The sequence below is a fragment of the Pedobacter duraquae genome (assembly GCF_004362245.1).
GTDB lineage: Bacteria > Bacteroidota > Bacteroidia > Sphingobacteriales > Sphingobacteriaceae > Pedobacter > Pedobacter duraquae.
In genome coordinates this window covers 948,177-973,548 of sequence record NZ_SNWM01000002.1, presented here as the reverse complement: position 1 = coordinate 973,548, position 25,372 = coordinate 948,177, and the positions used below count along the sequence as shown (strand labels likewise).

Genomic DNA, 25,372 nt, shown 5'->3' with positions numbered 1-25,372 from the left:
AAATATTATGAGAAAATTCTACTACTACAAGGTATCCGCTTTAGCCTATTTTTCCGCCAAAATTTAGCAATATGTAATCCGACGGTTTTCAAATCTGAAAACTGGTGAAGCATTATTCTTTTTAACTCTTAAAAATTAAACAACCATGTCGATTTTTACAAAACCATTTATGGTATTGCTGTGCTGTATTTTTATTTTCGTTGGCAATGTGGCCGCGCAGGAGGTAACGGCGGCCAAACCCAATAATCAACCTAAAACTGATTCCCTGATAGCGGACTCCCTAAGGAAGCTGAAACAGCTAATTTATTTCAGTACCCCTAAAAATTTATCAACCGCATCTTCGGCAATGGTGTTGGGCAAAGAATTTAATACTACTCCGGTAGTGGCCTATCCGCTAGCACTTGCTGGTCGCCTGCCGGGCTTAACGGTATCGCAGACTTCTGGAGAACCTTTGAACGAAGGGTTTTCCTATCGGTTGAGGGGTCAAAGCCCACTCGTTTTTATCGATGGTATTCCCCGTTCGGTAACGGAGATCAGCATGGAAGAGATTGAATCGGTTACCGTATTAAAAGACGCTGTAGCACTTGCAATGTTAGGCGTTCGGGGTTCGGGAGGCGCGATCTCAATAGTAACAAAAAAAGGTAGCCCAGGAAAACAACAGATCAGCTTTACTGGTCAATGGGGCATTCAGAAACCCTTACAAAATCTCATCTCAAATCCACTTGATGCTTATAGCTATGCACAATTGTATAATGAGGCAATAGTTAATGATGGTTTATCGGTTGCTAACAATGGATTTAGTCAGGCTGCCTTAAATGGTTTTCAATCGGGTAATAACCCATATCTATATCCAAATGTGGATTGGAGAGATCAGGTGCTTAAAAACTCTGCAGCAATGGCACGCTACAATTTAAATACCAGTGGCGGCAATAACTATGTAAAGTATTTCATCAACCTTGAGCACATTAAACAAGATGGCTTTTTAAAGACGAGTGATTTAAACAGCAATTACAGTACTAATGCGGGGGTAAAGGGATATTTTATCCGCTCCAATGTAGATGTAAATTTAACCGATAAACTTACTGCCGGAATTTATATACAAGGCAGGATACTAAACAAAAATAATCCCGGTAACGCAGCAGTGGATAACATTTTTTCGTCGCTCTTAGCCACACCAAATAGTGCTTATCCCGTTTATAATGCAAATGGTACCTATGGTGGTTCTTCCCAGTTTACCAATAATATTTTAGGTCAGAGCATTGGTTCGGGCTACTCATTAAGCAATACGCGGACCGTCTTAACAGATGTTTACTTGAAATATGCTTTGGACGACATAACAAATGGCTTATGGATTAAAGCGCGGGCATCGTTTTTTAGCAATTTGAATGAGAATATCGTCAGGACTAAATCCTTTGCAGTTTTTGAGCCTATTGGTATTTCAGGTACCGGCGAAAGCACTTACCGCCAATTTGGTACCAACAGCGAGCAAGGCAATATCAACTCGATCAATTTTCAAAATCGTTCAGATTTTCAGGAGCTTTCAATTGGCTACAACCGGACTTTCGAAAAACACGGTTTTGATGCTGTAGTTTTAGCAAACCGCGATAACTTGGTAAATGGCACTAATTTGCCTTATACCATTCAAGGAATCTCTGGTCATGTTGCCTACAACTATGATGAAAAATATTTAGCGGAAATATCATTTGCTCAAAATGGTGCCAATCGTTATCCAAATAATGGAGGATTCAGGTATGGCTTCTTCCCGGCAGCAGGATTAGGATGGAACGTTAATAAAGAAGCGTTTTTAAAAGATCTTAGCTGGGTAAATAACCTGAAACTGTATACCTCATACGGCAAGAGCGGCAAAAACAACACCGCCTATTATACCTATATGCAGGTTTACAACGCCTCGCCAACATCCTATTTTGGATCTAGTGCCGCGGCCGGAACAACTGCCGGGGAATCTTATTTAGCCAATCCAAATATCACCTGGGAAAAAGCAAAACTCTTCAATGTTGGTCTCGATGGAACTTTACTTAAAAATCAACTATCATTTAACGTTGAGTATTATTCGAACAGCTATAGTGATTTAAGTATTGTTCGTGGAAATAATTCAGGCTTATTGGGTATTTCTTATCCTGAAGAAAATATTGGCAGACAAAAGTATTATGGCTGGGATGCGCAAATCAACTGGTCGCAGAAATTCAGGGAGTTTAGCTATTTTATTAATGCAAATGCAAGTCTTCAAAACTCAAAATTAATTTATTCCGCGGAGGCAAATCAACGGTATGCCTGGATGTACAGAACTGGCCATCAGGTAGGTCAAAACTATGGCTATATCGCTGAGGGCCTGTTTCAGAATCAACAGGAAATTGCAGGTTATCCAACTATCGAGGGATATACTCCGCAACCAGGTGATATCAAATATCGTGACTTGAATGGCGATGGCGTCATCAATCAGTTTGATCAGACAACATTTGGCTCAGAACATGCAACAGTGTTCTTAGGTTCCAGGATCGGGTTTAGTTTTAAAGGCATTGATTTTTCTGCACTGTTTCAGGGTGTAATAAATCAACAGATATATCTTTCTGGAAATTCTTACCGTGAGTTTCAGGGTGGAACAGCCCAAGCCTATGAAACACAGTTGAGCAGATGGACTCCCGCCACTGCAGCTACGGCTACTTACCCGCGACTAACCACAAGCTCGGGACCTAAAAATGGTGCGCCGAATAATTTTGTAAGTTCTTCGTATTGGTTGAGGAATGGAAATTATGTCCGATTAAAAACTATAGAGATGGGATACACTCTTCCCCCTGCTATATCGAAAAAAGTTGGCTTAAAATCAACCAGGATCTTCTTAAACGGACTTAACCTCTATACCTGGAGCTCGGATACTTTTAATGGTGCAGATCCAGAAAATTATAGTGGCGGATATCCAATAGGAAAAGTATTTAACCTCGGCGTAAACATTCAATTATAGTAGTATGAAAAGATTATTGAGCTTATTAATCATAACGCTGACGATTGTATCGTCATCATGCAAGAAATTTGAAACTGAACCGGAAGAACGAACAACAGAAACAGATGTTTTCGATCCAACAGATAAAGTAGGAACACTTTCGACGGCATATCTTCTGGGAATTTATTCGTTCCTGCCGACAGGCTTTAACAGAATTGACGGTGATTTACTGGATGCCGCAACCGATGACGCTGTGCCATCTTCTAACCGGTCTGGAATTAGTTTATTCACTAATGGACAGCTAACTGCAGTAAACTATCCAGATAACAACTGGAGCAACAGTTACACGATTATTCGTCGTTGCAATGTGTTCTTGAAAAATATCGGGGTGGTTCCTATTGCTGAAGTGATTAGACAGCGACAAGTTGCTGAAGCACGTTTTTTGCGTGCTTTTGCTTATTTTGAATTGTTAAAACGATATGGTGGCGTTCCATTGGCGGGTGATGAGGTTTTTGCCTTGGAAACGGATCTTAATCGCCCTCGAAATACTTTTGCTGAATGCGTCGATTATATTTCAAGCGAATGTGATTATGCAGCGGCAAACTTACCTAATGGATCGACAGTCATCGCCGCAGAGTTTGGCAGAGTGCCTTCAGAGGCGGCTTTAGCGTTAAAATGCAGGTTACATTTATATGCCGCGAGTCCGCTCTTCAATGGCGGTGGAGTGGAATCAAATACTGCATTGAAATCATTAACAGGTTATTTAAACGCTGATCAAAATAGGTGGATGCCAGCGATTACCGCTGCAGAGGCAATCATAGCCAAAGGATATTATAAACTTCCTGCGGGAACCGGAACCACCGCTTATAGTGCAGTATTTACTACAAAGATCAATACTGATATTATCTTTTCTAAGCAATCAGCAAACTCTACTGTAATTGAGAATGCGAATGCGCCGGTAGGTTATGTAGCGCCAGCTACAAGTAATGGTCGTACAAGTCCTACACAAAATTTAGTCAATGCATTTCCCAATTTAAATGGATCAGCGTATACGGGAACACAAACAGGGCCGTCACAGTATGAGAATCGTGATCCAAGATTAAAAGCCACCATTTTTTATAATACTGTTGCATGGCTGGGTAGGCCGGTACAAACTTTTGAAGGTGGCCTGGATAAACCGAATCAAGCTTTTAAAACGCAAACCAGAACTTCTTATTACCTGAGAAAGTTTATGGCTGATTTCTCTACATCGACAACCTATTCTAATCAAAGTCACAACTTCCCATATTTTAGGTTTGCAGAGGTTTTACTAAACTACGCAGAAGCGCTAAATGAGGTAAATCGTGTGGAGGATGCTGTTAAACAGATTATTTTAATCAGGGCAAGAGCTGGAATTACTGCAGGCACAGGCAACCGTTATGGTATTAGCGCAGGTATCACGCAAGTACAGCTGAGGGATCTGATCAGAAATGAGCGTAGAATTGAGCTCTCTTTTGAAGAACATCGTTTCTTCGATGTACGCCGCTGGAAGTTAGGATCAGCGCTAACCGGAAGTTTTCAAGGATTGAAAATTACGCCCAATGGCACGGTATACGATTACGAGCTGCAAAACGTAACGGATAATGTCTTCAGCAATAAATATTATCACATGCCAATCCCTTACACCGAGATCACCAAGAATACGAAGCTGTTACAGAACGAGGGCTATTATTAATTCCTTGCATGGTTTAATTTTTTAAAACAACGAAATGAAAAAATATATATACATTTTAAGCGTGTTTCTTTTTGTGCTCAGTTTTTCTGCAATCGCACAAAAAAGAGAAATTGCCGGCCAGGTAAGCGATAAGGATGGCGCCTTGCCAGGTGTAAGTGTAATCGATAAGGCCAATCCTAAAAATGGGACGGTTACCGATGCAAATGGCCGATTCAGATTGACCACTGAAGGCAACATCATCACCCTCAAAATGATCGGATACATTGCGAAAGAGGTATCCATTCAAGGTTTAAATAGCATTACTGCAACTTTAACAGAAGACCAGACAAATTTGGATGAAGTTGTGGTTGTAGGGTTTGGGGAAAAGAAAAAAATAACCCTCACTGGGGCCGTAAGTGCAATTAGTGGCAAGGATATCAAACAAAGTCCATCGCCGAGTTTGCAAAATACACTTGCTGGTAGGGTTACAGGATTTAGCAGTCAGCAGCGTTCCGGGCAACCAGGGAGAGATGGTGCCAGCTTTAACGTCCGTGGCGTGGGTTCTTACACCGGAAATAACAACCCGCTGATCCTGGTTGATGATATTGAGTTTACCTACGATCAATTCTCATCACTCAATGCAAATGAGGTTGAATCGGTAAGTATCCTAAAAGATGCCTCTACAACATCTATTTATGGTATTAAGGGTGCAAATGGTGTAATTCTGGTTACCACAGTGCGAGGGAGAGTCGGTAAACCACAGATCACTTTTCAGGCTGAATATGGTCTGAATCAGCTGACCAGGAGACCAGAATATTTGGATGCATACCAATCTGCGTCGATCATTAACCAGGGAGAGCTGAATACCAATGCGCTTAATCCAAATCCAAGTTTTGTGCGTACTTTTTCTGATCAGGATTTAGAGCTTTATCGCAACGGCACTGATCCATACGGGCACCCGAACAACGATTGGACTGATATTCTGTTAAAGAAATTTGCACCACAAGTTCGTGGGAATTTTGACATCACCGGAGGAACTGAAAAAGCCAAATACTTTGTCTCCATTGGCTATCTCAACCAGGGCGGGCAGTTAAAAGACTATAGTGCAGATTTAAACAGCCAGTTTTATTACAAGCGCTACAATTATCGTTCTAATGTCGATGTTAAATTGACTAAGACCTTAGATGTTAAGTTCGATCTGTTTGGTAACGTCGATGAGTTGAATAATAACAATGCCAGTGCAAATAGCTTGTTTAGTGATTTGGGTCGTACGGCAGAAACTGCTCCCTTTAACTATCCGGTCTACAATCCTGATGGAAGTCTGGGCTACAGCTTATGGCAAAGAAACTCGTCGGGAAGAAATAACAATAACCTGATAGGACGATTGATGTATAACGGATACTCCCGCTCATTTTCGAACAATATCAATTTAGCTACTTCGGCGGTTCAGAAATTAGATTTTATTACCAAAGGGTTATCGGTAAAGGGAACATTGGCCTATAGAAACCTATATAATTACACGCGTAATTTACAACGGCCTGCAAGTGGTACAGGATTCATTTCCTATATCTATGATCCGGTAACAGGCACTTATAATTTTGGTCAGCGTGATAACGTATACCGCATCAGTATACCAGTGTTAACAACAAGCTCTGGAAGTGAAAATACGACTTTAAGTCCCGGAAGTACCAGTAGTGCACTTACCATGCAAGCTATCTTAAACTATAACCGTTCATTCGGGAACCATAACGTAACTGGATTATTCTTATATAACCAGAATAGTAAAACCTATCAAAACAATGCTGATGGCAGGCGCTATAACTTTATCCCGGAAAATTTTAGAGGATATACGGCTAGATTAGGTTACGATTATAAGCAGAAATATATCTTCGAGGTAAGTGGTGCTTATAATGGTACCGACCGCTTTGCGGTTGGAAAAAGGTTAGGTTTTTTCCCTGCGGGATCAGTAGGGTGGAACATTGCTGAAGAAAAAATCTTCAAAGACAATTTGAAATTCATTGACCTTTTTAAAGCACGGGCTTCTTACGGTTTAGTAGGAGTTGATGGAACAGGAGGGACTTATGCTTATTTGCAATCTTATACTGCAGGATCGGGAACAGGCCTTTTCGGACTTGCACCGAACAATTCATACGGCCTGGCAACCGAAGGTACACTCGGCAACGATCAGGTAACCTGGGAAAAAGAAAAGAAGTTGGATATTGGTCTTGACGTTGCTTTCTTCAAACGTAAGTTTACGGCTTCATTCGATTATTTTAATAACAACAGATACGATATATTAACAACCCGGGGAACCGTCTCTGCGGTATTCGGACAGAATCTTCCACCTGTCAACCTGGGGAAAGTAAACAATAAAGGCTTTGAGGTAGAATTTGGGTTCAATGATAATATTGGAACGGATTGGAGGTACACCGTTCGTGGAACTTACTCGTTAGCTAAAAATAAAATCGTTTTTGCCGATGAGGCCGTTCAAAATTATGCCTACCAAACCTTAACGGGACAGTCTATCGGTTCTGTTTTAAAGTATAACTGGACAGGGGAGTTTTACAGTATTGCTGACATCGCGGATCCCACCGTCCCTAAACCAATTATTGGTGGTCGCCCGGGAGATCTGAAGTATAAGGATCTGAATGCTGATGGTGTGATTGACGCCAATGACCGGTCTTATTTCGGCTACACCAACTTGCCCAATACTACATTAGGCTTAACACTGGGTGCCAGCTATAAAAATTTTAGTGTCACAGTATTATTCCAGGGTGCAACAAACTTCGTAGCCAGTGCACAAGGTGCGGTGATACACCATAATGCCAGTAAAGCACTGCCGATTCACCTGGAACATTGGACGCCAGAGTTGGGCAACAATGCTAAGTATCCACAATTATATACAACTGCGCTAAGTCAGAGTCCAAGAGATTTCTACTCAGATTTCTGGGCTATTCCCGCAGACTATGTTAGGTTGAAAACCGCGGAGATCAGTTACACTGCCGGCCCGAAATTGTTGAGTAAGCTGAGGCTGAAAGGCTTAAGGCTATATACAAATGGATATAATCTGCTTACCTGGACGAAGCTGGATAAGCTGTATAATCTTGATCCTGAAGTTTTAGAATCCATCGCAGATCTACCTTATCCACCAACAAGAATTTTGAATTTTGGGATTAACGTTACCTTTTAATTGAGTGATATGAAAAAGATATTTACAATATTGCTAGTTGCAACAGTTATGTTTTCGTGTAAAAAATCGGGCTTTTTGGATGATAAAACCAATGGCCTCACGGAAGATGCAGTTTTTACAGATAGTATTCAAACGATAAATTTTTTAAACAGGGTCTATGTTGATGCAGGTTACAGCTTCGGTCCCTCGCGTTTTAACTCAGCGGGCGGTTCGGGAAATACAGAACTTGCTACTGATAATGCGGAAGGGAATAACAACCTTTCGGTATGGGCAGATTCCTATGTACAAGGGGTGATCGGGTCAAACAATGTTTTAACCAATTTTGCCACCGATAAGGATTTCTGGACAACGCCTTACAAAAACATCCGTCGGATAAACTTGTTGCTTTCTAAATTGCCGGAGGCACCGCTAAGTGCGGGAATGAAAAACCGGATGCGTGGCGAAGCCCGTTTTTTACGAGCTTACTATTATCATTATATGTTGGTCGCATTCGGTGGAATTCCTTTAATTGGCGATCAGGTTTTTGGAATCAACGATATTATCAACCTTCCTAGATCTAGTTTCAGCGACTGTATCAGCTACCTGACGTCAGAGCTTGATGCCGCTGCGGTTGAGTTGGCAACGGTTGCTTATAAAGATATTGATTACGGACGCGTAACAAAGGGTGCTTGTCTGGCTTTGAAGTCAAGAGTGCTGCTGTATGCTGCAAGTCCATTGTTTAACGGAGGTGCAGTAACAACCAGTCCTGCAGTGGTTCCTTTAATCAGCTACCCTACTGCGGATAACAACAGATGGATGACTGCCGCAAATGCAGCAGAGGCTGTGATAAATAGTGGTTTGTATTCACTGAACGTAGACAATGCTACGAGGCCCGGAAATGGCTTCTATCAGTTGTTCTTGAAACGGGTAAACAGCGAGTATATTTTTGCCTATAACCGTCCCGCCCAAAAAGAATTTGAAACTTTTTATCTGCCTCCAACAAGGTCTGGTAGCAGTGTAATGAAACCCACACAGAGTTTGGCAGAAGCTTTTCCTATGCGTGATGGTAAATCAATTAAAGAAAGTACGACCTATAATCCCAATGATCCTTATGTAAACCGTGATCCGCGTTTCGAATTTTCTTTGATCTACAATGGTTTATCTTATCTCAGCAACACAGGAGTAAAAACTCAGGTATTTACCTATAGTAGTACAGGCTCTACAATTGCTAACACCACCGCCGATGCTTATACGCCTCAGAATAAGTTTACCGGCTATTTTTCTCGTAAAATGCTGGACGAAAACCTGACCAATGCAAGCTCCGGTACCACAGAAAGAGCGTGGCCCCTGATTCGTTATGCGGAAATGTTATTAAACTATGCCGAGGCAATTACTGAAGCCGGACAACCCGAAAAGGCATACGATAAATTAAAACTATTACGTGATCGTGCCGGTATCTTACCGGGAGCGGATGGTTTGTATGGTTTGAAAGCAAATATGAGTGTTGCGGAAATGCGTGAAGTGGTGCGTAATGAACGCCGCATTGAAATGGCCTTTGAAGATCAACGGTGGAACGATATCAGAAGATGGAAAATCGCGGCTACAGTTTTAAAAGGTTTTAACAGTGTGGATATTATCACACGGAGCGCAACTAATACATACAAACATACCATTGGCACAGCGCCCCGGCCGTTAAATTTTAGAGATGCAATGTATCTACTGCCCTTGCCATTAGCAGAAATACAGAAAATGCCTTTAATGGTGCAGAATCCTGGTTATTAAAGCGCTAAACGCATAGCTGACACCTTACCCGAAGCCCAATAGTGCAAACTATTGGGCTTCCTTGATTTAAAGATCCGGGTTTATGAAAACGTTCCCAAAAAATGGGAACGTTTTCATTTAATAAGTATGCCCTGCAATGCCCTGCTTTAAATGATTGACGGTATCTTCGAAATACTGATTACAAATCAAATTCTATTTAACCAAATAGTACCAACGATGAACAAGCTTAAATTAAACCTAATTCTTGCCACAGTAGTATGCCTCACAGGCTGGGGGAGTATTCAAAATAAACTGTATGCCAGCGAACAGCCGCGTGGTATGCATCCCGAGAAACAATTAGACTTCGTTAAAAAACAAATCAAAAATAAAAAAGAACCTTATTTAACAGCCTTTAAAGCATTAATTATTAAGGCTGATTCTGCATTGTTCGTTAACCAGCATGCTGTTGAAGATTTTAGTATTCCAGGTTTTTATTCTGATAAGGAGGGCCACCGTAAAACCTCTTTGGCGCTACAGGTTGATGGTTTCTCAGCCTATAGCTGCGCATTAGCCTATAAACTTACCGGCCAGTCTAAGTATGCGGTTAAGGCCATTTACTTTCTGAATGCCTGGGGATCAATAAATAAAAAGTATTCTCAACTAGATGGCTCTCTGGTGATGTCCTATTCGGGAACAACGATGATGATGGCTGCGGAACTTTTGAAGAGCAATAAAAACTGGAAATCTAAAGATCAGGAACAATTTGCCTGGTGGACAAAAAATGTATTTCGGCATGCGGCAAATAGCATTCGTTACAGAAATAACAATTCTGGCGACTGGTCCAGGTTTGCTTCTTTGTTAGCCGATGTTTATTTAAGTGACCAAGATGATTTTCAAAAGAATGTCGGAATGATCAAAGATGAGCTTTTTAAACAAATTGCACCCGATGGGCACATGGTTGAGGAAGTTAAACGTCAGGGAAATGGTATCTGGTATACTTATTTCTCCTTAGCGCCTATCTCTGCATCGTTTTGGGTAATCTACAACCAGACCGGAGAAAATCTGTATGCTTTGGAACAGAACGGAACATCGTTAAAAAAAGGTTTGGACTACCTGCTATATCATAACCAACATCCTGAGGACTGGACCTGGTTTAAAAATCCAGTAACGGGTAATGAAAATACGGCTACGGGTTTTTGGCCGGCAAATTTATTAGAGGCAATGAACGGAATCTATCACAGCAAAGAATTCAATGCGTTCGTGGAGCCTTACCGGCCAATCGTATATCCACGCCATGATTATGCATGGACGTATCCAACCTTGTTTCCCCTAAGTTTAACGGGCTATAAATAAACACAATCACAACATCAGGTTTATATAACTGCAACGCAAATTCAAGCCCGCGGTTATTTAGCGCTTATATTAAAATCATCATGAAGAGAAATTCATTAACGTATTTGTTCATCTGTTGCACTTTACCAGTGTCTGTTTCAACATTTGCACAACAACTGGTAAACGCAAAACCTCCTAAACTAAAAAGTGACGGCTACAAATTGGTTTGGAAAGAAGAATTCAATTATAAAGGCGTACCCGATCAAACTAAATGGACTTATGAGAGGGGCTTTGAACGGAATGATGAATTTCAATGGTATCAGGAAGATAACGCATGGTGTGAGCACGGAAAGCTGATCCTTGAAGCAAGGAAGGAAAATAAACCTAATCCCAATTTTGTAGAAGGGAGCAGCGATTGGAAAAAGAATAGAAAGCAGGCAGAGTATACCTCTTCGAGTATTAAAACACAAGGTTTGCACAGCTGGCTTTATGGAAGGTTTGTGATGCGTGGAAAAATTGATATCCGCGATGGAATATGGCCGGCATGGTGGACTTTAGGTATTAAAGGTACCTGGCCGGCTACGGGTGAGATAGATATTATGGAATACTACCGGAAAAAACTCTTAGCCAACATTGCCTACATGGGTGAGGGTAAAAAAGATGCATGGTTTAGTGTAGAAAAGAATATTGATTCGCTAGGAGGAAAAGCCTGGGCAGATAAATATCACGTTTGGCGGATGGATTGGGATGAAAATAGCGTTGCACTCTACGTCGATGATCAATTGCTAAATAAAGTTGAAATGGATAAATTAGTTAACCAAAATGGAACAGGTATTAACCCATTTAAACAACCGCATTATATGTTGCTCGATTTAGCCATCGGTGGGAAGCAAGGTGGTGATCCATCACAGACAACTTTCCCTGCGAGATTTGAGGTAGATTACGTACGGGTATATCAAAAATAGCCAAATCAAATGATGAGCAACCAAATAGTAGACTTTAAAAGAACAATAATCAGTCTGTTCGCATTATTCCTTTTTGTGGGTGCCAGGGCACAATCTGTTTTAATTCCTATTGAAAGCAAAAACAATGCGATTGTCCTCAATGCGGATAAGGAAAGTGTACCCAGGATTGTCTATTTCGGAAAAAAACTAAGCAACAAAACAGAGTATAGCCGGATAGCAGGATTGTATCAGCAGGGCGATGACTATTCTGGAATTCTAAATGCTGCCTACACGGCCTCCGGATCTCAAAATCTTGTAGAACCTGCTTTGGCTGTTGTCCATGCTGATGGAAATACTTCACTCGATCTGCATTACGTGAGTCATGAAACAAAAGCATTGGATAACAATGTTTCTTTAACAACAGTACTACTTAGAGATCCTGTTTATCCGTTTGAAGTGACACTCAATTATAAGGTATATGCTAATGAAGACGTAGTTGAGCAGTGGACAACGATCAAACATAGTGAAAAGAAAGCCGTCAGGCTTGATAAATATGCATCAGCTAACCTTTATCTCAAAGGAAAAGATTTTTGGCTCAGGCAATACCACGGTGATTGGGCTAAAGAAATGCAGCCAGAGGAGTCAAAATTAACTCACGGAATTAGGGTTTTAGACAGTAAGTTGGGTACCCGGGCACATCTGTACCAGCCGCCAACTTTCATGGTTTCGTTAAATTCGCCAGCTGATGAAGACAATGGAGATGTCCTGTATGGAAGTATGGAATGGTCCGGGAACTTCAGAATAGATCTGGAACTGGACCCGCTGAATAATCTTCGCATTATTGCAGGTGTAAATAATCATGCATCAGCCTACGAATTAAAACCAAACATTGATTTTACAACGCCGGCATTTCTATTTACTTTTTCCAATTCAGGGAAGGGCGACGCCAGTAGAAAGCTGCAAAATTGGGCAAGAACCTACCGCATATTGGATGGAAAAGGATCCCGCTTAACGCTACTAAATAATTGGGAGGCTACTTTTTTTGATTTTGATGAGCAGAAACTGAGCAGATTGATCAGCGATACCAAAAAGTTGGGTGTTGATCTTTTCTTGCTTGATGACGGTTGGTTTGGCAATAAGTATCCTCGAAACAGCGATAATGCAGCACTGGGTGATTGGCAGGAAAACAAGAAAAAACTTCCTAATGGAATCAGTGCTTTGCTTAAAGTTGCTGATGAGAAAGGCGTTAAATTTGGTATTTGGCTGGAGCCAGAGATGGTTAGTCCTAAAAGTGAACTTTATGAGAAACATCCCGATTGGATCATCAAACAGCCCCAACGTGAGGAAAAGCTGTATAGGAATCAGTTGGTTTTAGACCTCAGCAATCCGAAAGTACAAGATTTTGTTTATAAGACCGTAGATGACCTTTTTACTAAGAACCCAAATTTAGCATACATCAAATGGGACTGTAATGCGGTCATATATAATGCTTATTCAAGTCACTTAAGCAACCAAACGCACCTTTATCTGGAATATGTTCAAGGTCTGTATCGCGTTTTAGAAAGAATCAGGGCAAAATACCCTAAAGTGCCTATTATGTTGTGTTCTGGTGGTGGTGGTAGGGTAGACTATGCAGCCTTAAAATATTTTACTGAATTTTGGCTGAGTGACAATACAGATCCTATGGAAAGGATTTTTATTCAATGGGAATACTCATATTTCTTCCCAGCAATTGCAAGTGCTAACCATGTTACGGATTGGGGTAAACAAAGTTTGAAATTTAAAACTGATGTAGCGATGATGGGGAAATTGGGCTTCGACATAGATATTTCTAAACTTGATGATAAGGAATTGAAATTTTGTCAGGAGGCAGTTGCTACCTATAATAGTTTCAAGGAAGTTGTTTGGCAAGGAGACCAATATCGATTACAGGATCCCTGGCAAAATGATGTCGCCTCAGTTATGTACATCAGTGCAGATAAATCTGCGGGGATTGTTTTCAATTACCTGGTTAATAATAGATATGAGAAGGGTTCCAAAGAGCCAATTAAATTGAAAGGTTTGGAGAACGGGAAGCGATATAAACTTTCAGAAATAAATCTTTATCCCAACACCAAAAGCAATATCAACAGTGAAACTATTTATTCAGGAGAATTTTTAAATACCATTGGTTTTAATCCAAAAGTGAATTCAAACCGTAAAAGTGTAGTCCTGAAAATTGAAGAAGTAAAATAACAGTAAAGATCACATAAATGAGTAATCCACAAATAAAACAGACATTTCTTGCCATTCTAATCTTATGTAGTGCCTGCGCTACAGGTTTTTCTAAAGTTGTTGGTGATAGCAGAGATTCGTCTTTTAAAACCACCGACATTTCCGGAATGATGAAACGTGTGGCCGATTGGCAAATCGATACATGGAACACCAAAGGGTTTAACCACCGCAAGGCGGATTGGACTAACGGCGCTTGTTATACTGGTATTTTTGCCTTTGGAAATATGAAAGGTAATGAGAAATATCTTAAAACGTTGGTTGATATCGGTAATGATATAGGTTGGAACACCGGACATATTCGTTTCTACGCAGATGATTATTGTGTTGGGCAAACCTATGCACAGTTATACAGCAAATATAAAGAACGCAAAATGATTGAACCGTTTACACTTTTGGCTGATAGCATTGTTGCCGCTCCCCATGATGAGCCCCTGAATTGGAGAAATAATATTCAAAAAAGGGAATGGGCATGGTGCGATGCGCTATTTATGGCACCTCCGTCTTTGGCCTATTTAAGTACGGCAACTGGCGACCAAAAATACCTGGATATGGCCAGCAAACTTTGGTGGAAAACGACCGACTTTTTATATGATCCTGCTGAAAGACTTTATTTCAGAGACGAAAGCTATTTCAATAAAAAAGAAAAAAATGGAGCAAAGGTGTTTTGGTCCAGAGGGAATGGATGGGTACTCGGTGGTTTAGTGCGGGTATTGGATAACATGCCCAAAACTCACCCGGACAGAGCTAAATTTGTGAAATTGTACAAAGATATGGTTGATCGAATTGCCGGATTACAACAACCGGATGGGAGTTGGCATGCATCTTTATTAGATCCCGCTAGTTTTCCAATCAAAGAAATGAGTGGAACAGGTTTCTTTTGTTATGCTATGGCCTGGGGACTTAATCAAGGTCTATTGGACGAACAAAAATACCTGCCTGTAGTTAAGAAATCCTGGGTAGCCTTAACTTCTGCTGTTCATGAAGATGGTAAATTGGGTTATGTACAACCTATTGGTGCCAGTCCTGATAAAGTGGATGCAAACAGTACTGAGGTTTATGGTGTAGGTGCCTTTTTACTTTCGGGCGTTGAGATCTATAAATACATGAAAGCGCATCCAAAAGCGCGCTATTAAAAATACAAAACAGATGAAAAGACTATTTTTCTTAAATTTTAAAGTCGGCAGACTGCTCATTCTTTTACTGGCTTTAAGCCTGAATGCGTTCTCCCAGGCTGATCACGATACGTTACGCTTATTCGTAATAGGAAATAGTTTCTCGCAGAATTCAACAACCTTTTTGCCGCAAATGGCTAAAGAAAGGGGCGAAAAATTAACCATCGGCAGGGCAGAACTTGGCGGTCATTCTTTGGAACAACATTGGGACTATGTTGAGAAATTTGAGAAAGACTCAACTGACGTTAAGGGGAGGCCTTATGCTGGCAAATCCTTGAAAACCTTATTGTCTAACGGGACCTGGGATATTGTGACAATCCAACAGTACTCTTATCTTTCAGGAGATTCGGCAAGCTACAATCCATATGCGCAAAAACTTGTTGCTTACATTAAGAAACTTCAGCCAAGAGCGCAGATTGTGATTCATCAAACCTGGGCCTATCGTGCTGATGCGAAGAAGTTTGGCAGTGTGGGGAAAGGACAGCTAGCTAAAAATCAGCAGGAGATGTGGGAGAAATCGCGTGAGGCTTACCATAGGTTAGCTAATCAGCTTAATGCGAAGATTTTGCCAGTTGGCGATGCATTTGAAAAAATGGCAACCGACAAAAAATATGGATATAAAAAGGATACAAGTTTTGATTTTGAACATGCTGTTGCACCAAATCTTCCAGATCAAACCAATTCAGTTAATATTGGGTATTTCTGGAATAAACAAGAGTTAGCATTTGATCCCAATCATGCTAACGACGCTGGAAAATATTTGGGTGGATTAATCTGGTACGGTATCCTCTTTAAGGAATCTCCGAAAAAAGTTAAATTTAAGCCAGAGTCTGTATCAGGTGACTTTGCAAAAGTTATAAAAAATATCGCCGATCATTTGGTAAACGATTCTAAATAGCTATATATGTCTTATATATGTTTAAAAAGCTTCTTATACCGGTACTTATTCTCCTGGCATTCCCGTTTCTCATCATTCTGATTAACAAGATAACTACTTTATATTATAACCGGAGTTACCAGCAGATAGATCAGGGAGTCATTACGTCACCACATTACCAGATGATTCAGATTAAGCTTTCCGGAATTCCTCAGGAGCTAACGGGTTATACTACGGAGATAGACTCCATGTATGTCGATACGATCCCGACCACGCCTGTGGATAGCTCAACTGTCCATAAAATAGATCCTAAATCTTTTAAAACATACGGGGGGCATATCTATATTGATACCGTAAAAAGGCTACTTCATATGGAAACAAGAGAAGATAGCGTAGATGGCAAAGGTGGTCCCACCGGAGATTACAAACAACATTACCTGACACTTAACCTAAAAGGAAAAATTATTGCAGATTCGGTAGTGTTGAATCCTGAGAAAGCACACACCTATCCAAATGGGTATTTAGTGCCGGATGTGCTTATCCCATTCCAGCCCTGGTTGGATGAAAACCAGCCTATTTATATTCATCATTTCGCTAAACAGAACTTTAATTCCTATTGCTTCAACCCCTTAAGAGGTTGGGGAAGTCCTAATGGTGCGGGGAACTGTTATTTTTGGGACGGAACCGCATTTTATGTGATCAATTTCCACAAGGAACTACTTAAGTTTAAACTACCCTGCTCCAGTGGCGCCTTTCTGTTTTCTGAAGATATGGATTTTAGTGCTGATATGAACTATTATCCTGTCCCGAAAAGCTACCAGAACATAGTTAACGCGTCATTTTTAGTTTATAAAAGTCAATTATACATGGTATCCGGGAAGTAGATCTTCACTGCTTTGCTCCCCGGATACGATGCTTTAACATCTGCAATTCAATTCATCACAGTTGCGCTATACCCCATTTTCGCTTAATACTTTAAACTCTGTGCGTCGGTTTTGACGCCTTCCCGCAGGGTTATCGCGACCGTCATCAAAGCTGTTTGGTTGTATTGGGCGTGTTTTGCCGTAACCTTTTGCAGTAATTCGCGAACGACTAATGCCTTTCGATATGATATAGTCTACACAAGACTGCGCTCTTTTTTGCGATAAGACGTTGTTCGTCTGGTCGGGTCCAAAGGAGTCGGTATGCGCGCTGAGCTCCACCTTAATTTTCGGGTTGTCATGCAAAATGCTAACAAGCCCGTCTAGCACTATTTTAGCCTCAGGCTTAAGCACAGCCTTGTTAAAATCGTACAAAATGTTGTCAATTACAATAGGCTTGTCAACTTCATATTCCTGCAGGCATACTACGGGATTATCCATCGTGTCTTTTAGTATTGTTTTAGGTGTCGATAGCGTTATGGCCTTAATAAAATAGCCTTCTTTTTCTAGCTTAAGCACGTAGAGCCTGTTGGCTTGTAAGGTAAAGTTGTATGTACCAGTAGCGTCTGTAATAAAAGTCGTAATAGTTTGGCGCGATGTGGAGTCATTCAAGGTCACCGTTACGCCCGCTAGCGGCTTGTTCGTGCTGCAATCAATTACTAACCCACTGCTGTTTACTATAACGAGTTTAGGCGGATACCGCTTCAACCGTATCACCGGAATAGGAATGGTGTCGTTTTTCAGGTTTTTAAATGCTGGCAACGTCATCGTTTTTGTGTAATAACCTTCTTTTTGTGCCTTAATTGAATAAATGCCTTTTTCTGGAACGGTAAAACTGTATTTTCCATTCGCACTGGTCGTAGAGATTTTACCCGGTTGCTGAGATAGCGAATCGCTCAGGTTCAGGGTTGTGCCCGAAAGGGGCTTGCTCGTGATTGAGTCAACGACCAGACCTGTCATTAAAATTTGACGGATTATAGGTTTATAGGGTACACTATATAAAATGAGGCAACAGTCAGACTCCCGGTCGGAGCTGATGTAGGCAACATGCTCATCGTTTTGGTCTGGGTAGAAGTGTATATCCGCCCGGGTGGAATTACAGGGATAACCCAGGTTTTTTGGTGTGCCCCAGCGCCCGCCATTGTTCAGACTCTCAAACAAATCAAAATCACCCATGCCAACAAACCCCTTGGAGCTATATACTAACGAGCGATTCAGCTCATTGTAATAAGGGGCTTGTTCATCAGCTGTACTGTTAACTGTGCTGCCTAAGTTTATGGTATTAATCGGCATCCCGTCATTATCCAATTCGCTTACCCAAATATCTGTGCCGCCCTGCCCCCCCATACGGTTGGAGGCATAATACAGGAACTTCCCGTCAGCTGTAACAAAGGGCTGCATAGAATTGTAATCGGCTGCATTTACAAAGCTATTGAGCTTTTGCGGTGTAGTCCAGCGGTTATTGGTAAAGCGACTCAGGTAAATGCAGGCTCCGGTAGTGTGCATTTCGTCGGCCCAAATGGTCAGGTACATGCGCTTGCCCGAGACATCTAGGGCTGGGGTGCCGTAATGCAGGCCGCGCCGTTTATCAAGTGTTAAATCTACCCGCAGCGGCTTAGCCACCTTGTCGGGCAGGATGGTGTAGATATGGTTAACCTGTTTGCTCTCGCCTGCTGCTGTGCGCGATGAACTGAACCAGTATTTGCCGTTGTTTATGCTCAGGGCAAAATCGCTACCGCTGCTGCTGATATTACCGGTTAGTTGTTGGGCATTAGCTGTTATTGGTTCTTGGATTTGTGCTTTCGCGAACAGACAGTTCTTAAGTTCTTTCTGAGCAACATCGGTATCGGATTTGTTTTTGCTGGTGTTTATGAAAAGCTGCAAATTGTTGATCGCATCGTCAATACGGTTATTGGCCCGCAAACAGGTTGCATACCAAAACCTGGCGAGTGGATATTCGGTCTCATATTTTTCAACCACCAGTCCGTAATATTGCTGTGCAAGGGTATAGTTGTGATCCAGGCGGTACGACTCAGCCAAACGATAATCTAGGTAGCCTGTTTGCGTAAAGTTTTGGCGCTTGCCTGGCCGCACCGAAAAATAAGGTACAGTGCCCTGGTTGCTGGTGGTGCCATTTTGTAAGCCTTTACTGTAATAGTAGGCGGCAGTCACATAATCCTTCGCATCGAAGGCGCGGTCTGCCCGCGTCATAAGTGCCCGGGTTTGGGCCATTGCACTTGCGGCGATAAGAGAAAATAAAATAAACGTTAATTTTTTCATATGATAATATTATAACCGGGGACAAATCGGCTCTACGCTCCTTAATCGATGCTTGAAAATATAACTTACCGAAAGCTCATATACGCCTTGCTGCCTGCCTAAGTTTGATTTCAGCGAGGATGTATTGTAATCATAACTGGCACCAATAAGCAATCTTTTTACATGGAGACCTACACTCCCAACGGCAGCATCATCAAGGCGGTACATGCCCCCTAAAATCAAGCTGGTTTCTTCTGCCAATCTAAATTCAAGATTGAGCCCAGCCGCCCGAATCTGGTTTTGCTGTTGGCGGATGTATAGCACGTGTGGGGTAACATCCAGGAAATTTGTGGTGCGCAACCGCATTCCGGCCTGGACATTGTATCGCATCGGGATGCGACTCTTAACTCCGCCATCCGTAGCAAAAGGATCATTAGCAGGGGCAATATGCGCTACGCTTACGCCGAAGAAGAGATTGGCCCTGCTGGTAGGCGTACCGTTATAATAAAACAAACCTGCGCTGGCATCAAATACGGTAGACTTGGTAGTGTTCAGGTTCTCAAAGTTGGGCAAACCGGGATCGTATCCCGTGCTGGGATTATATTGGTTGTCGAATTGTAAACTGTTAGGGTTGTAGCTGCGGTTAATAAGACCGGCCTGTAAACCAAAGTTCAGACGTTGATAGCCGTCGTCCGAAAGCGCGATCTGATAGCCGAAAGAGCCGTAAGCGGTCAGGTAATTATAGCCAGCCGATCCTGCCGACTGATTGAGGACGTTCAGGCCTAGTGCTACTTTATCAGACGTGCGAAAGTCAGCCGATACTGCCGAAGTTTTGTATCCGTTGTCAATGCCTATCCATTGCTGTTTGAAATTTCCGGTAACACGAAAATCGCCATCCATAACTCCCGTAAGCGCCGGGTTCAGCCACAGTGGGTTCGCATAATATTGCGAAAAATGTGGATCTACCTGTGCCTGGGCACCTCCTGCGCAAACTACCAGTAGCAGTGCTGTTTTAATTAATATTCTTTTGATCACTGTAATAAAGTAATTGTTCCTTTTTTATTTATCTGTTGCCCGTCGTTCATTGTAGCCCTCAAAGTATATATGTATACGCCAAGGGGTTGCAGCTTGCCTTTGTAGGTGCCATCCCAGCCTCTATTCTTGTCGGTAGTCGTGAACAGCAGTTCACCCCACTGGCTGTATACATAAAATCCCAATGTTTTAATGAGCTCGCCATGGACGTGAACCTCATCATTTTGTCCGTCGCCGTTGGGGGTAAAAGCATTGGGTACATAGATGTCGGCAAAGGGAGGCTCGATCTTAACCTGAGCCATGCCGAGTCCAGCGCTGCTACACAAACCATTAGAGCTTTCTACATAAAAGGTGGAACTGGTGCCGAGCGCTGGAGTTACAAACGTGGAACCTGTAAATAAAAGGGTGCTTTTTGTGGCCGAATCATACCACTTGTAAATCATACCGGGTTGTGCATCAACAGATAAGGTCGTGCTGCTGCCGAGTTTGATAGTTACGTTTAATGGTGTTATGAGTGTTGGCGTAGTTGGTGTACTTAAAACATTGATGACAACGACATTGCTGAGCGTAAATGTAGCGCAACTTCCAGATGTAACTAAACGCCGGTAATACGTAGTTGTGCTGATGGCCTGTGGGTTGTAATCTTTAGTGTTACCACCCGATATGTCGGTAAAGCTGGTGTTATTGGTAGAGCTTTGCCACTGGTAGGCGTAGGTGCCATCACCACCGCTGGGTGTGCTGCCGGCAATATTTGCAGGATCACCAGTAACACAAAAGCTGCTGACTGTAGGGGCTGTGAGCGTATTCTCGGCGATAGCTGATGCAATTACAATTGTGACTGTATTGCTGAGAACAGGCACAGCGCAAGTGCCTGAGGTAACTGACCGCCGGTAATAGGTTGTTACATTAATGGCCTGCGGGTTGTAATCTTTTGTATTCGCGCCGGATATATCAGTAAAGCTGGTGTTATTGGTTGAGCTTTGCCACTGGTAGGCATAAGTGCCATTACCGCCGCTGGGTATGCTGCCGCTAATATTTGCTGGATCACCAGTAACACAAAAATTGCTGATTGTCGGGGCTGTGATCGTATTGTCGGCAATAGCAGATGCGATGACAATCGTTACCGTATTGCTGAAAACAGGCACAGCGCAAGTGCCGGACGTAATTGACCGTCGGTAATAGGTTGTTACATTAATGGCCGTCGGGTTGTAATCTTTTGTACTCGCACCGGATATATCAGTAAAGGTGGTATTATTGGTTGAACTTTGCCACTGATAAACATAGGTCCCATCACCTCCGCTGGGTGTGCTGCCGATCATATTTGCTGGATCACCTGTAACACAAAAACTAATGATATTCGGTGCAGTGATCGTATTGTCGGCAATGGCCGATGCGATTACAATTGTGACCGTGTTGCTGAGAACAGGCACGGCACAAGTACCGGAGGTCACTGATCGGCGATAATAAGTGGTTGTACCGATGGTCTGCGGGTTATAATCTTTTGTGTTAGCACCAGATATATCGGTAAAATTTGTGTTGTCAGATGAACTTTGCCACTGATAAGCATAAGCTCCATCACCACCGCTGGGTGTACTGCCGGTGATATTTGCCGGGTCGCCGCTCATACAAAAATTGCCGATCGTAGGCGCGGTAATAGTATTGTCGGCAATAGCCGACGCAATTGCAATTGTTACCGTGTTGCTGAGAACAGGCACTGTGCAGCTGCCGGAGGTAGCTGACCGTCGGTAATAAGTGGTCGCATTAACGGTCTGTGGAGTATAATCTTTGGTGTTTGCACCAGGTATATTGATAAAGCTTGTGTTGTTGGTTGAGCTTTGCCACTGATAAGCATAGGTGCCATTGCCGCCACTGGCTGCGCTGCCAATAATAGCGCCCGGATCGCCGGCTGCACAAAAAATGGTAATGGGCGGGGCGGTAATGTTATTGTTGCTCACAGGAGGAACGATGAGGATGGTTATAGTGTTGCTGATACCAGGAACCACGCAGTTGCCCGCGCTCACTGAGCGGCGGTAATAGGTAGTAGTGGAGATTAGGGACGGAGTGTAATCTTTTGTCGTAGCGCCGGTAATAGTAGTGAAGTTGATATTGTCGGTAGATGATTGCCAGCGGTACACAAAATTACCGTTCCCCCCAATTGGCGTGCTGCCTGTTAGTGTTGCCGGCGTACCAGATAAGCAGAAATCGGTTGTAGCTGGAGAAGTAATGCTATTGTTGACTATTGGCGGCGAAGATTGTACGGTTACTTCATAAAAAGAATCATATGCGACCGTATTGCCACTGATAATTTTACGACGAATATCAAACATGATATCAGCCGAAGAAGCGTTGAGCAGGGCCGATGATAGGTAGTCGGCCGTACTATTTATTCCGGGTGCATTGACCCAGTTGTTGCCTTGTAGCAGTACTTCCCAGGTGTAGACCGTGGGTGTAAATACTGGCGTTTCACCTAGTATCACAACAGTAGCTCCAGAACAAATAGTTACCGGCTGCACTGCTGACGCAGGGCGAAGCTCCCGATGTATACTAACCGAGGAGTGTCGTGTCGACAACCGTGCAAGTAGTACACATGGAATCAACAGTAAAAATAAGAGCGCGAGCGAAAATTTATGCATTTGTAATATTGTCTATAGCTTACGACAGTTTATGTGTTAAAGCATCGTTCATTTATAATTTTAACGGTGTAGTGATGTGTCGATTTGCCGTTAATATATATCCCTTACAAAGTATCAGCTAATATTTTTAACAAAACTGACAGAAAGGTTTATAAAGCTGACATTTGTTTTTCTGCGCAATCCGAATCGTACAAGTGCTTGTATGTAATGAAATTTTTCAAAACTAAATGGCCTGATTTTAGCGTATTTGAATAAGATACAAATGAAAAATTTCGAAGAAACCAAAAAGCTACTGGATAATTCACAGATCTACTATATGATTTCTGTAGGGATGGATAGTACCTATACGTACGCCAACAAGCGGTACAACCGCGTTTTTGAAAATCAGTATGGAAATCTGGTTGGCCAGCATTATTCCATCACTATGCATAAAGATGACATGCGTGTTTGCGAATCTGTATCCGGACTGGCATTTCGATTCCCAGATCGTATATTTCCTGCCACAATACGTAAACATGATGGAAAAGGAGGGTACATCACCACGCAATGGGATTACAAAGCGATGTTTGATGAAAACGGACAGCCCGCAGGTGTATTTTGTATCGGTTACGATATTACAGAGTTTATGCAGCAAAGCAATGAATTGGAAGAAACGAAGGAATCGCTTAGTAAGACTCAGTTTACCCTTGCAGAAATTGCCTATATGCAATCGCATGGCGTTAGAAAACCTATAGCAAATATAATGGGTCTCAGTATGTTGCTGGAAACCATGGAAATGGATGAATCACTGAAAAACATGGTCGATATGATTAGTGCAAGTGCGAAAGAACTTGACCAGCTGATTAAAAATATGGCTAACCTCACAATAAATAAGTAAGCCTTTCTTATTGATTCAAAGAATGGGTATTTTTGCGCCCTCAATTGAATGAACATGAACATTGCAATCAATGGATTTGGCAGGATCGGACGTAACTTCTTACGTGAAGCAATAGCACGTAAGTTAAATGTAGTTGCGATTAATGATTTAACTAACCCAGCAACACTGGCACATTTGTTTAAATACGATACAGTACATGGTGGCTATAAAGGGACAGTTAGCAGCACGGAAAACGCGTTGATTATAGACGGACAGGAAATCCTGGTCTTGTCGCAATCCAAGCCGCAGGAACTCCCATGGAAAACTTTAGACATTGATCTTGTATTAGAATCGACTGGTAAATATACAACTAAAGCTGGTGCTGAGCTGCATCTGCAGGCTGGAGCAAGACAAGTGCTGATCTCCGCACCGTCGGCAGATTGGGAAATACCCATGATCGTGTTGGGCGTGAATGACAACAAGGTGGACCTTCAAAGTCCGATACTTTCCAATGCTTCGTGTACTACAAATAACGTTGCACCCATGGTGAAAATCCTGGATGATAACTGGGGGATTTTAGATGGCTATATCACTACCATCCACTCCATGACGGGCGATCAAAACCTGCATGATGCTCCCCATAAGGACTTGCGCAGGGCAAGGGCCGCGTCAGCTTCCATAATTCCGACAAGCACCGGAGCCGCAAAAGCAATAACGCATATCTTTCCGCATCTGGATGGAAAGCTCGGTGGAGCTGGCATTCGCGTGCCTGTGTTAAATGGGTCATTGACGGATTTTACGTGTATCCTGAAAACGCCGACTACCATAGAAGCGATTAACGCGGCGTTTAAATTTGCTGCAGAAAATGAGATGACCAGGATCCTGGAATATACCGAGGATCCGATCGTTTCTGTGGATATTCTGGATAATGCACACTCCTGCATCTTTGATGCACAGCTTACTTCTATTGTGGGTGATCTTGTAAAAGTTGTAGGATGGTATGATAACGAGTCTGGATATTCAGCAAGATTAGTAGATTTGGTGCAGAAAATAGCCTTACAATATGATTAAATTTATCAGTGCTGCAGACACCCTGCCACTTAGAAGTGAGGTGTTGCGTAAAAATCTGCCCCTTGCAGAATGTGTTTTTGATCGGGATCAGGACGGCTTCCATTTGGGTGCTTATGTTGATGACAAGCTGGTTAGTGTGGGCACTTTTTTTCCTGAAGACTATCCTGAACTCGGTGTTTCTGGCTACCGCTTAAGGGGAATGGCAACAGATCCTGCTTATTCGGGTAAAGGATATGGAGCTCAACTTGTAAAATTTGCACTAGAACACCTTAAAAATGCCGGAGCTTCCTATCTTTGGTTCAATGCCCGCAGTTCCGCTGTCGGTTTTTATAAGAAACTAAACTGCGACGTGATTTCTGAAGAGTTTGAAGTTCCAGGTATCGGTCCACACTTTAATATGTCAATACAAATAAAATAAAA

General features: G+C 42.2%; 16 protein-coding genes. 13 read left to right on the top strand and 3 right to left on the bottom strand.

The features are described 5' to 3' along the window. Positions 1–145: 145 nt before the first annotated feature. The 10 genes from CLV32_RS10205 to CLV32_RS10160 all read left to right on the top strand — a co-directional run bounded on the left by CLV32_RS10205 (position 146) and on the right by CLV32_RS10160 (position 17,065). The gene (locus CLV32_RS10205) at positions 146–2,980 is read left to right on the top strand and encodes a SusC/RagA family TonB-linked outer membrane protein (protein WP_133555041.1); all 2,835 of its coding nucleotides are present in this window, start codon (positions 146–148) and stop codon (positions 2,978–2,980) included. Positions 2,981–2,984: 4 nt separating this feature from the next. Next, positions 2,985–4,673: a RagB/SusD family nutrient uptake outer membrane protein gene (locus CLV32_RS10200; protein WP_133555039.1), complete on the top strand. Its 1,689-nt coding sequence runs from the start codon at positions 2,985–2,987 to the stop codon at positions 4,671–4,673. A gap of 34 nt (positions 4,674–4,707) precedes the next feature. Next, entirely contained in the window at positions 4,708–7,842 is a 3,135-nt protein-coding gene (locus CLV32_RS10195) for a SusC/RagA family TonB-linked outer membrane protein (protein WP_133555037.1), read from the top strand. A gap of 9 nt (positions 7,843–7,851) precedes the next feature. Continuing rightward, on the top strand, positions 7,852–9,603 hold the full coding sequence (locus tag CLV32_RS10190) for a RagB/SusD family nutrient uptake outer membrane protein (protein ID WP_133555035.1): 1,752 nt from the start codon (positions 7,852–7,854) through the stop codon (positions 9,601–9,603). Between the two features lie 216 nt (positions 9,604–9,819). Next, the gene (locus CLV32_RS10185) at positions 9,820–10,935 is read left to right on the top strand and encodes an alginate lyase family protein (RefSeq protein WP_166641923.1); all 1,116 of its coding nucleotides are present in this window, start codon (positions 9,820–9,822) and stop codon (positions 10,933–10,935) included. A gap of 80 nt (positions 10,936–11,015) precedes the next feature. After that, positions 11,016–11,879: a glycoside hydrolase family 16 protein gene (locus tag CLV32_RS10180; protein WP_133555031.1), complete on the top strand. Its 864-nt coding sequence runs from the start codon at positions 11,016–11,018 to the stop codon at positions 11,877–11,879. 9 nt (positions 11,880–11,888) lie between these two features. Then, complete coding sequence (locus CLV32_RS10175) at positions 11,889–14,093, top strand: alpha-galactosidase (protein ID WP_243732279.1); 2,205 nt, start codon at positions 11,889–11,891, stop codon at positions 14,091–14,093. 17 nt (positions 14,094–14,110) lie between these two features. Beyond that, a complete protein-coding gene (locus CLV32_RS10170) occupies positions 14,111–15,265 on the top strand; it encodes a glycoside hydrolase family 88/105 protein (RefSeq protein ID WP_133555029.1) in 1,155 nt (384 codons plus the stop codon). A gap of 13 nt (positions 15,266–15,278) precedes the next feature. Next, positions 15,279–16,202, top strand: a complete 924-nt coding sequence (locus CLV32_RS10165; protein WP_133555027.1) for a DUF4886 domain-containing protein — start codon at positions 15,279–15,281, stop codon at positions 16,200–16,202. Between the two features lie 17 nt (positions 16,203–16,219). After that, complete coding sequence (locus tag CLV32_RS10160) at positions 16,220–17,065, top strand: hypothetical protein (RefSeq protein ID WP_133555025.1); 846 nt, start codon at positions 16,220–16,222, stop codon at positions 17,063–17,065. A gap of 66 nt (positions 17,066–17,131) precedes the next feature. Here CLV32_RS10160 and CLV32_RS10155 read toward each other — a convergent pair whose 3' ends face one another. The 3 genes from CLV32_RS10155 to CLV32_RS10145 are packed head-to-tail and all read right to left on the bottom strand — an operon-like array spanning position 17,132 to position 23,025. Next, entirely contained in the window at positions 17,132–19,381 is a 2,250-nt protein-coding gene (locus tag CLV32_RS10155; RefSeq protein ID WP_133555023.1) for an OmpA family protein, read from the bottom strand. A gap of 9 nt (positions 19,382–19,390) precedes the next feature. Beyond that, positions 19,391–20,395 carry a PorP/SprF family type IX secretion system membrane protein gene (locus tag CLV32_RS10150; protein ID WP_166641922.1) on the bottom strand — a complete coding sequence of 335 codons (1,005 nt, stop codon included), beginning with the start codon at positions 20,393–20,395 and terminating at the stop codon, positions 19,391–19,393. After that, positions 20,392–23,025, bottom strand: coding sequence for a gliding motility-associated C-terminal domain-containing protein (locus CLV32_RS10145; RefSeq protein ID WP_133555019.1), 2,634 nt, complete (start codon positions 23,023–23,025; stop codon positions 20,392–20,394). The genes CLV32_RS10150 and CLV32_RS10145 overlap by 4 nt, the downstream gene beginning before the upstream one ends. A gap of 262 nt (positions 23,026–23,287) precedes the next feature. On the opposite strand from CLV32_RS10145, the gene CLV32_RS10140 reads away from it, so the two are divergent. The 3 genes from CLV32_RS10140 to CLV32_RS10130 are packed head-to-tail and all read left to right on the top strand — an operon-like array spanning position 23,288 to position 25,370. Next, a complete protein-coding gene (locus CLV32_RS10140) occupies positions 23,288–23,902 on the top strand; it encodes a histidine kinase dimerization/phospho-acceptor domain-containing protein (protein WP_133555017.1) in 615 nt (204 codons plus the stop codon). 54 nt (positions 23,903–23,956) lie between these two features. Continuing rightward, on the top strand, positions 23,957–24,952 hold the full coding sequence (gap, locus tag CLV32_RS10135; protein WP_133555015.1) for a type I glyceraldehyde-3-phosphate dehydrogenase: 996 nt from the start codon (positions 23,957–23,959) through the stop codon (positions 24,950–24,952). Further along, positions 24,945–25,370 carry a GNAT family N-acetyltransferase gene (locus CLV32_RS10130; RefSeq protein ID WP_133555013.1) on the top strand — a complete coding sequence of 142 codons (426 nt, stop codon included), beginning with the start codon at positions 24,945–24,947 and terminating at the stop codon, positions 25,368–25,370. The genes gap and CLV32_RS10130 overlap by 8 nt, the downstream gene beginning before the upstream one ends. Positions 25,371–25,372 lie beyond the last annotated feature (2 nt).

What these genes read in the sequence shown, in the direction of transcription:
- CLV32_RS10205 (WP_133555041.1), top strand. Translation starts at nt 146, where the DNA reads ATGTCGATTTTTACAAAACCATTTATGGTATTGCTGTGCTGTATTTTT.
- CLV32_RS10200 (WP_133555039.1), top strand. Translation starts at nt 2,985, where the DNA reads ATGAAAAGATTATTGAGCTTATTAATCATAACGCTGACGATTGTATCG.
- CLV32_RS10195 (WP_133555037.1), top strand. Translation starts at nt 4,708, where the DNA reads ATGAAAAAATATATATACATTTTAAGCGTGTTTCTTTTTGTGCTCAGT.
- CLV32_RS10190 (WP_133555035.1), top strand. Translation starts at nt 7,852, where the DNA reads ATGAAAAAGATATTTACAATATTGCTAGTTGCAACAGTTATGTTTTCG.
- CLV32_RS10185 (WP_166641923.1), top strand. Translation starts at nt 9,820, where the DNA reads ATGAACAAGCTTAAATTAAACCTAATTCTTGCCACAGTAGTATGCCTC.
- CLV32_RS10180 (WP_133555031.1), top strand. Translation starts at nt 11,016, where the DNA reads ATGAAGAGAAATTCATTAACGTATTTGTTCATCTGTTGCACTTTACCA.
- CLV32_RS10175 (WP_243732279.1), top strand. Translation starts at nt 11,889, where the DNA reads ATGATGAGCAACCAAATAGTAGACTTTAAAAGAACAATAATCAGTCTG.
- CLV32_RS10170 (WP_133555029.1), top strand. Translation starts at nt 14,111, where the DNA reads ATGAGTAATCCACAAATAAAACAGACATTTCTTGCCATTCTAATCTTA.
- CLV32_RS10165 (WP_133555027.1), top strand. Translation starts at nt 15,279, where the DNA reads ATGAAAAGACTATTTTTCTTAAATTTTAAAGTCGGCAGACTGCTCATT.
- CLV32_RS10160 (WP_133555025.1), top strand. Translation starts at nt 16,220, where the DNA reads ATGTTTAAAAAGCTTCTTATACCGGTACTTATTCTCCTGGCATTCCCG.
- CLV32_RS10155 (WP_133555023.1), bottom strand. Translation starts at nt 19,381, where the DNA reads ATGAAAAAATTAACGTTTATTTTATTTTCTCTTATCGCCGCAAGTGCA.
- CLV32_RS10145 (WP_133555019.1), bottom strand. Translation starts at nt 23,025, where the DNA reads ATGCATAAATTTTCGCTCGCGCTCTTATTTTTACTGTTGATTCCATGT.
- CLV32_RS10140 (WP_133555017.1), top strand. Translation starts at nt 23,288, where the DNA reads ATGAAAAATTTCGAAGAAACCAAAAAGCTACTGGATAATTCACAGATC.
- gap (WP_133555015.1), top strand. Translation starts at nt 23,957, where the DNA reads ATGAACATTGCAATCAATGGATTTGGCAGGATCGGACGTAACTTCTTA.
- CLV32_RS10130 (WP_133555013.1), top strand. Translation starts at nt 24,945, where the DNA reads ATGATTAAATTTATCAGTGCTGCAGACACCCTGCCACTTAGAAGTGAG.